Source organism: Halorubrum sp. C191, assembly GCF_002727095.1.
GTDB classification, from domain to species: domain Archaea; phylum Halobacteriota; class Halobacteria; order Halobacteriales; family Haloferacaceae; genus Halorubrum; species Halorubrum ezzemoulense.
On record NZ_NHNZ01000172.1, the window covers coordinates 1 to 7172 of the forward strand.

Below are 7172 nucleotides of genomic sequence, written 5' to 3' on the forward strand. Positions count from 1 at the left end.
GGGCCCCGCCGCACCGCCCGGACCGCCCGGACCGCCAGCGCCGCCCATCCCGCCGGGACCGGCGCCGCCCGCGCCGCCCGGGCCGGCCTGCGCGGCCTGTCCCTCGTACATCTGCTTGCCGATCTCTTGGAGCTCCTCGGTGAGCGCCTCGGTCACGGACTCGATCTCGTCGGTCTCGGCGTCCTCGTCTTCGAGCACGTCCTCGACGTCCTCGATGGCCGCCTCGATGTCGGCGACGAGCTCGTCGTCGTCGAGCTCCTCCTCGTTCTCTTCGAGGAGGGTCTCGGCGCGCTGGATCGTCGTCTCGGCCTCGTTGCGGGCCTCGATCCGCTCGCGGCGAGCCTCGTCCTCCTCGGCGTGCTTCTCGGCCTCCTCTTGCATCTCCTCGATCTCCTCGTCGGAGAGGCCGACGCCGCCCTCGATGGTGATCGACTCGGCGTTACCGGAGCCCTGATCCTCTGCTTCCACGTTGACGATCCCGTTCTCGTCGATGTTGAACGAGACCTCGATCTGCGGGGTTCCGGCCGGCGCCGGCGGGATGCCGGAGAGCTGGAACGCGCCGAGCAGCTCGTTCTCCTCGGCGATCTCGCGTTCGCCCTGGAAGACGCGGACGTTGACGGAGGTCTGGTTGTCCGCGGCCGTGGTGAACACCTTCGACTCCTCGGTCGGGATCGTGGTGTTCTTCTCGATGAGCCGCTCGAAGAGGCCGCCCTTCACCTCGATACCGAGCGAGAGCGGAGTCACGTCGAGGAGGACGATGTCGTCGACGTCGCCGGAGAGCACGCCGCCCTGGACCGCCGCACCGAGCGCGACCGCCTCGTCGGGGTTGACGTTCTTCTTCGGCTCCTGGCCGACGAGCTCTTCGACCTTCTCCTGGACCTGCGGCATCCGTGTCGAGCCGCCGACGAGGATGACCTCGTCGATGTCCGACTTCGAGTAGTCGGCGTCGGCGAGCGCCTGCTCGGTCGGCTCGACGGTACGGTTGATGAGGTCAGCGGTGAGGCTCTCGAACGTCGCGCGGGTGACGGACTGTTCGAGGTGGACCGGCCCGCTGTCGGTCGCGGTGATGAACGGGAGGTTGACCGTGGTCTCCTTCTTGTTCGACAGCTCGATCTTCGCCTCCTCGGCGGCGTCCTTCAGGCGCTGGAGCGCCTGCCGGTCGTCGCGGAGGTCGATCCCGTGGTTGTTCTGGAACTCGTCGGCGAGGTGGTCGATGAGCGCCTCGTCCCAGTCGTCGCCGCCGAGGTCGTTGTCCCCGTTCGTGGCGACGACCTCGTAGACGCCGCCGCCGAGGTCGAGGACCGACACGTCGAACGTGCCGCCGCCGAGGTCGTACACGAGGACGGTCTGGTCGGACTCGTCGTCGAGCCCGTACGCCATGGAGGCGGCCGTCGGCTCGTTGACGATGCGCTCGACGTCGAAGCCGGCGATCTCGCCGGCGTCCTTCGTCGCCTGCCGCTGCTTGTCGTTGAAGTACGCGGGGACGGTGATGACCGCCTTCTCGACGTCGTCGCCGAGGTACTCCTCGGCGTCGCGTTTGATCTTCTGGAGGATCATCGCCGAGACCTGCTCCGGCGTGTACTCCTCGTCGCCGATCTCGACGGTGTAGTCGCCGTCGCCCATGTGCCGCTTGATCGACTGGATCGTGCGGTCGGGGTTCTGGACGGCCTGGTTCTTCGCCGGCTTGCCGACGAGGCGCTCGTCGTCGTCGGCGAATGCGACGACCGAGGGCGTCGTCCGGTCGCCCTCGGCGTTGGCGATGATCTCGGGCTCGTCGCCCTCCATCACCGCGAACGCGGAGTTGGTGGTACCGAGGTCGATACCGAGAATTTTGTTGCTCGCCATCTTGGTCACAGATAGCGGCTTGTTTCGGTTAAAGGTTACTAGACGCCGCGATCTCCCCGGGAGAAGAAAGCCGCCGCCGTCGTGCGTTTTCTCGATCGTGTGAGTCGCTCACATCGATGTTTTTATACCGATCCGCAAACGCAGCGCCGGTCTCGGGCTCGCGGACGCGAACCGGCCCGGACTCGCCGGCTCAGATCCCGCTCACGAGGTCTTCGAGGACCGCCTCGGGGTCGTCGGCCTTCGCGACGCCGGAGGCCAGCAGGACGCCGGCGGCCCCGAGGTCGCCGGCGGTCGACACGTCCTCGCCGGTGGAGACACCGGCGCCGCAGAACACGTCAACCGCGGGGTCGACGGCCTCGGCGGCCGCGACCGCGTCCTCGACGATACCCGGGTCCGCGGTGGCGACGGAGACGTCGCCGCCGATGAGCTTCGGGGGCTCGACCGCGACGGCGTCAGGGCCGAGCGCGGCGGCGGCGCCGACCTGCGCGGGGTTGTTCGCGCAGACGATCGTCTCCAGGTCAGCGCGCTCGGCCGTGCGGACCGAACCGTCGATGTCGGCGAGCTTCAGTCGCTTCTCCGAGTGGTTGATCAGGGTCCCCTCGGCGCCGTTGTCGGCGGTGGCTTCGGCGAGCGTCGAACCCGTGTGCGAACCGTGCTCGTTCGGCGAGACGTGCTGCGCCCACGTCTCGACGCCCGTCTCGGCGACGCGGGCGAGGTCGGCCGCCTGCGGCGAGACGGCGATCCGCGCGCCGGACGCCTCGGCGACGTCGCGGGCCGCGGTCGCTACCTCGATCGGATCGCACGGGTACGCCTTGAGGTTCACCAAGATGAACATACCTCTACTCGGGGAGCGCGGCGCAAATAGGTTCGTGCTTCGCGACGCTCGCTCGGGGTCCCGTCGTTTCGACCCCTCACAACCCCGGGAACCGGGCGACCCGGGGGGCGGAGAGCAGAAACGACCTTATACCCCGATGCTGTGGGTCCGACAAGAGATGTCCCTCATCGAGCTCATCGCCGGCGTGGAAGCCCACGAGGCCACGCTGACCGTGTTCAACGCAGAACCGGCGGTTACGGAGGAGCTCCGGGAGTATTTCGCCGACCGCAACGTCCGGATCGTCGACGATCAGACCGCCTCCGGACCGGAGGCGTTCGCCGTGCTGGCGCGGGACGGCGAGTTCGTCACGGGCGTCACCGTGGACGAGCTGCTGCCGGGGCGGGGCGGAGACGAGGGGGAGACACCCGCGGAGCGAGGTGAGACGCCCGGCAACGTCGGGAAGCCGGTGTTGGATCACCTCGACGAGACGATGTTTACCTCCTACTCCCGCGAGGACATGGTCGCCGCGTCGCGGGAGATCGAGGACCGCGCCTGGCGGGTCGGCGACGGAGAGCTCCACGCGGGGTTCCAGACCCTCGACGTCCTCACCGGGGAGGCGGACACCTACGACCTGCTCGGCGAGAAGGACCGGCTCGACGTCCACGCGTACGCCGCCGCCGAGGGCGACGCACCCGACGTCGGCACCTACACGGTCCACGTCGGCGAGACCGCCGAGATCCGCGAGACGTGGTTCGTCGCGTACGACGGGGGCGGCTACGAGGACGCCAAGTGCGCGCTGCTCGCCGAGGAGCGCGCGCCCGGCGAGTTCTACGGGTTCTGGAGCTACGACCCCGAGACGGTCGACTACATCATCGACTACCTGACCGAGCGGTACGGCGGATCGGAGCAGACGGACGGCGGCGGCGCGACCGTCTGAGGGCCGGGAATAACGAGTACGGCGGGGCCGGAGCGTCGTCGCGGCTCAGTCCTTCCGCTTGACGACGTCGCCGAGCGTCATCGTGCCGGCGTCGTCCGTCTCCCAGTCGGCGTCGTCGGTCGACTGCCCCTCGACCAGCGAGATGTCGAGCGCGCGCTCGAGCTTGCGCTGGACCTCGTCGGTCGGGAGCGTGTCGGCGCGTTCGAGCTTGCGGATGAGGCTCGCCTTCTCGTTGAGCTGGTCGGCCAGCTCCTCCTGGCTCAGCCCGCGCGACTCCCGCGCATCGCGGATCAGCTCGTCGTAGTCGGTGGCGATCTCGTCCATGTCGTCGAACATGTCGCGGGGGCGAGTCGAGCTCCCCGACGAGCCGCCGGAGCCGGACGATCCGGACGACGAAGACGACTTCCCGGTGCTGGAGCTGGTGGAGTACTTGCCGCCGCCGGAGCTCGTCGACTCGTCGCGGACCTCGGTGCCGAAGTCCGTACACGAGCTACAGAGCTCCAGCTCGGCGCCTTCGACCTTCGTCGTCGTCAGCGAGGCCTCCTCGGCGCCGCACATCTCACACTGGGGCATACGCGACGCTAGCGCTCCCGATGGTATAAAGGGTGTGCCGCGGCGCCGGGCGCGGGTCACGCCGGCGAGGCCCCGACCGCAATCGTGCCGCTGTCGGTACCGACTTGTCGCCGCGGCCGGCAGGACTGGTATGGACGTCCACGTCACGCGCTCGACCCTGCGAGGGACCGCCCGCGCGCCGCCGTCGAAGAGCTACACCCACCGCGCGCTGCTCGCCGCCGGCTACAGCGACGGCGCGACCGTCGAGTCGCCGCTGGTGTCCGCGGACACGCGAGCGACCGCCCGCGCCGTCGCGGCGTTCGGCGGTTCGGTCGCGCGCGCCGGAGACGGGAGTTCGACCGCCGAAGGCGAGCCCGACCTGACGGGCGCCGACGCGCTCTCGGTCGAGGGGTTCGGCGGCCGCCCCGCCGTCCCCGACGACGTGATCGACTGCGCGAACTCTGGGACGACGATGCGGCTGGTCACCGCCGCGGCCGCGCTCGCGGACGGCACCACCGTCCTCACCGGGGACGAGTCGCTCCGCTCGCGCCCGCAGGGTCCGCTCCTCGACGCGCTCGCCGACCTCGACGTCCGCGCGGAGTCGACGCGGTCGAACGGGCAGGCCCCGCTCGTCGTGACCGGCCCGCTCGCCGGCGGCGAGGTCGCCATCCCCGGCGACGTCTCCTCGCAGTACGTCACCGCGCTGCTGATGGCGGGCGCCGTCACCGAGGAGGGGATCGAGGTAGAGCTCACGACCGACCTCAAGTCGGCGCCGTACGTCGACATCACGCTCGAACTGCTCGCCGACTTCGGCGTCGAGGCGACCCCGGTCGACGAGGACGGCGATCCGCTCGACGGTGCCGCGGGCGCCGCAGGGTTCTCGGTCCCGGGCGGACAGACGTACGCGCCGAGCGACGAGACGTACGCGGTCCCCGGCGACTTCTCCTCTATCTCGTACCTCCTCGGCGCGGGCGCGGTCGCGGCCGCGCCCGGCGAGCCGCTCCGGATCGAGGGCGCCCGGCCGAGCGCGCAGGGCGACGCCGCGATCGTCGAGATCGTCGAGCGCATGGGCGCGCCCGTCGACTGGGACCGCGAGGCCGGCGCGATCGCGGTCGAGCGCGGCGATCTCTCCGGCGTCACCGTCGACGTGGGGGGAACGCCCGACCTGCTCCCGACGATCGCCGCGCTCGGCGCGGTCGCGGACGGGGAGACGCGGATCGAGAACTGCGAGCACGTCCGCTACAAGGAGACCGACCGGGTGTCCGCGATGGCCGAGGAACTCGAAAATCTCGGCGCCGAGACGACCGAAGGGCGGGACGTACTCACGATTCACGGAGGCGAAAGCGATCTCGTCGGGGCGACCGTCGACGGCCGAGCCGACCACCGGATCGTGATGGCGCTGTCCGTCGCCGCGCTGGCGGCCGAGGGGACGACGACCGTCCGCGGCGCCGAACACGTCGACGTCTCCTTCCCCGGCTTCTTCGACGCGATGGCCGACCTCGGGGCGACCGTCGAGCGCGGGGACGCGCGGGGAAGGGAATAGTTATAGCCGTTCGCAATCCACACAATAGTATATGGTGGCAGACAGCAGATGAGCGGTAACCCGGCGTCGAACGGAGCGGCGGACGGACCGAACGCGGCGGTCGTCGTCGGCGTCGTGTTCTCGGCGATCGTGGTGCTCACCGTGATCGCGTACACGGTGACTGTGACCACGGTCAACCTGCTTGCCGTCGACCTGCTCGCGTACCCGGTCGGCGGGGTCGCGCCGTTCGTCGTGATCACTGGGGCCATTCTCACGATCCCGATAATGATTCCGACCGCGCTGATCTCGATGAAGCGACTCGGCTGACCGCGGTCGCGGCGTCATCCGGTCACCGCTCGAAGCGCGACGGTCGCCGCCGAATCCGGACCGACGGCTACACAAGCCCACCGGACCGACACACGCGTATGGACGACATCGACGTCGAGCCCGTCGACCGGGTCGACGAGGCCGACGACGACACCGCGGTCGAGCCCGCGGAGACGGACGAGGAGCTGACCGTCGACGAGGAGCTCGCCGACCTGCCCGCGGGCGTCGACGCGCCCGACTACGTGCTGTACGGCGGGAAGGGCGGCGTTGGAAAGACGACGATGGCGGCCGCGACGGGGCTCGCCTCGGCCGCGGGCGGCGTCCGGACGCTCGTCGTCTCGACCGACCCCGCGCACTCGCTGTCGGACACCTACGAGACCGAGATCCCCGCCGAGCCGGCGCGCATCCGCGAGGACGTGCCCCTGTACGCCGCCGAGATCGACCCCGACGCCGCGGTCGACGAGGGGATGTTCGGGGCGGACGGCGACCCGCTCGGCGGGCTCGGCGAGATGGGCGACGCGATGGGCGGCATGGGCGGCGAGGGGCCGATGGGCGGCGCCGAGGGCGAGGACGGCGAGGGGCTCGGCGGACTCCTCGGCGGCACGATGCCCGGCGCCGACGAGGCGGCGGCGATGCGCCAGCTGCTGGAGTACCTCGACGACCCGCGGTTCGACCGCGTCGTCGTCGACACCGCGCCGACCGGTCACACGCTCCGCCTGCTCCAACTGCCGGAGATCATGGACTCGATGCTCGGGCGCGTGATGAAGCTCCGGCAGCGCTTCTCCGGGATGATGGACGGGATCAAGGGGATGTTCGGCGGCGGCGACGACGACCCCGACCCCTCGGCGGACCTCGAGGAGCTCCGCGAACGCATCGAGCGACTCCGAGCGGTCCTGCGCGACCCCGCGAAGACGGACTTCCGCGTCGTGATGATCCCCGAGGAGATGAGCGTCGTCGAGTCCGAGCGGCTCGTCGCGCGGCTCGACGAGTTCGGAATCCCGGTGAACACGCTCGTCGTCAACCGTGTGATGGAGGGCGTCGGCGACGTGACCGGCGGGAACGGGGCCGGGATCGACCCCGACTGGGTGGTCGAGCCCACCCCCGACACCTGCGAGTTCTGCGCCCGCCGGTGGGAGGTCCAGCAGAGCGCGCTCCGCCAGGCGACGGACCTGTTC

The 7172-nt window shown here is 70.4% G+C and carries 7 protein-coding genes; 4 read left to right on the forward strand and 3 right to left on the reverse strand.

The window, feature by feature from the left end; all coding sequences use genetic code 11:
• The coding region (gene dnaK, locus Z052_RS15205) for a molecular chaperone DnaK (RefSeq protein WP_199058300.1) at nucleotides 1–1845 on the reverse strand (1845 nt) is incomplete at its 3' end.
• Between the two features lie 190 nt (nucleotides 1846–2035).
• Entirely contained in the window at nucleotides 2036–2680 is a 645-nt protein-coding gene (tpiA, locus tag Z052_RS15210) for a triose-phosphate isomerase (protein ID WP_094520019.1), read from the reverse strand.
• Nucleotides 2681–2837: 157 nt separating this feature from the next.
• Between tpiA and Z052_RS15215 the strand changes: the two genes are divergently transcribed.
• Nucleotides 2838–3596, forward strand: coding sequence for a DICT sensory domain-containing protein (locus tag Z052_RS15215; RefSeq protein ID WP_086215858.1), 759 nt, complete (start codon nucleotides 2838–2840; stop codon nucleotides 3594–3596).
• A 45-nt stretch (nucleotides 3597–3641) separates the two neighbouring features.
• Here the strand turns inward: Z052_RS15215 and Z052_RS15220 are convergent, their stop codons facing one another.
• Nucleotides 3642–4169 carry a multiprotein bridging factor aMBF1 gene (locus Z052_RS15220; protein ID WP_049931276.1) on the reverse strand — a complete coding sequence of 176 codons (528 nt, stop codon included), beginning with the start codon at nucleotides 4167–4169 and terminating at the stop codon, nucleotides 3642–3644.
• Nucleotides 4170–4299: 130 nt separating this feature from the next.
• On the opposite strand from Z052_RS15220, the gene aroA reads away from it, so the two are divergent.
• From aroA to Z052_RS15235, 3 genes are all read left to right on the forward strand, one after another.
• On the forward strand, nucleotides 4300–5691 hold the full coding sequence (gene aroA / locus Z052_RS15225; RefSeq protein WP_094520020.1) for a 3-phosphoshikimate 1-carboxyvinyltransferase: 1392 nt from the start codon (nucleotides 4300–4302) through the stop codon (nucleotides 5689–5691).
• Between the two features lie 48 nt (nucleotides 5692–5739).
• Entirely contained in the window at nucleotides 5740–5997 is a 258-nt protein-coding gene (locus Z052_RS15230) for a hypothetical protein (RefSeq protein WP_094495316.1), read from the forward strand.
• Nucleotides 5998–6095: 98 nt separating this feature from the next.
• A partial coding sequence (locus Z052_RS15235; protein ID WP_099289222.1) for a TRC40/GET3/ArsA family transport-energizing ATPase occupies nucleotides 6096–7172 on the forward strand: 1077 nt, incomplete at its 3' end.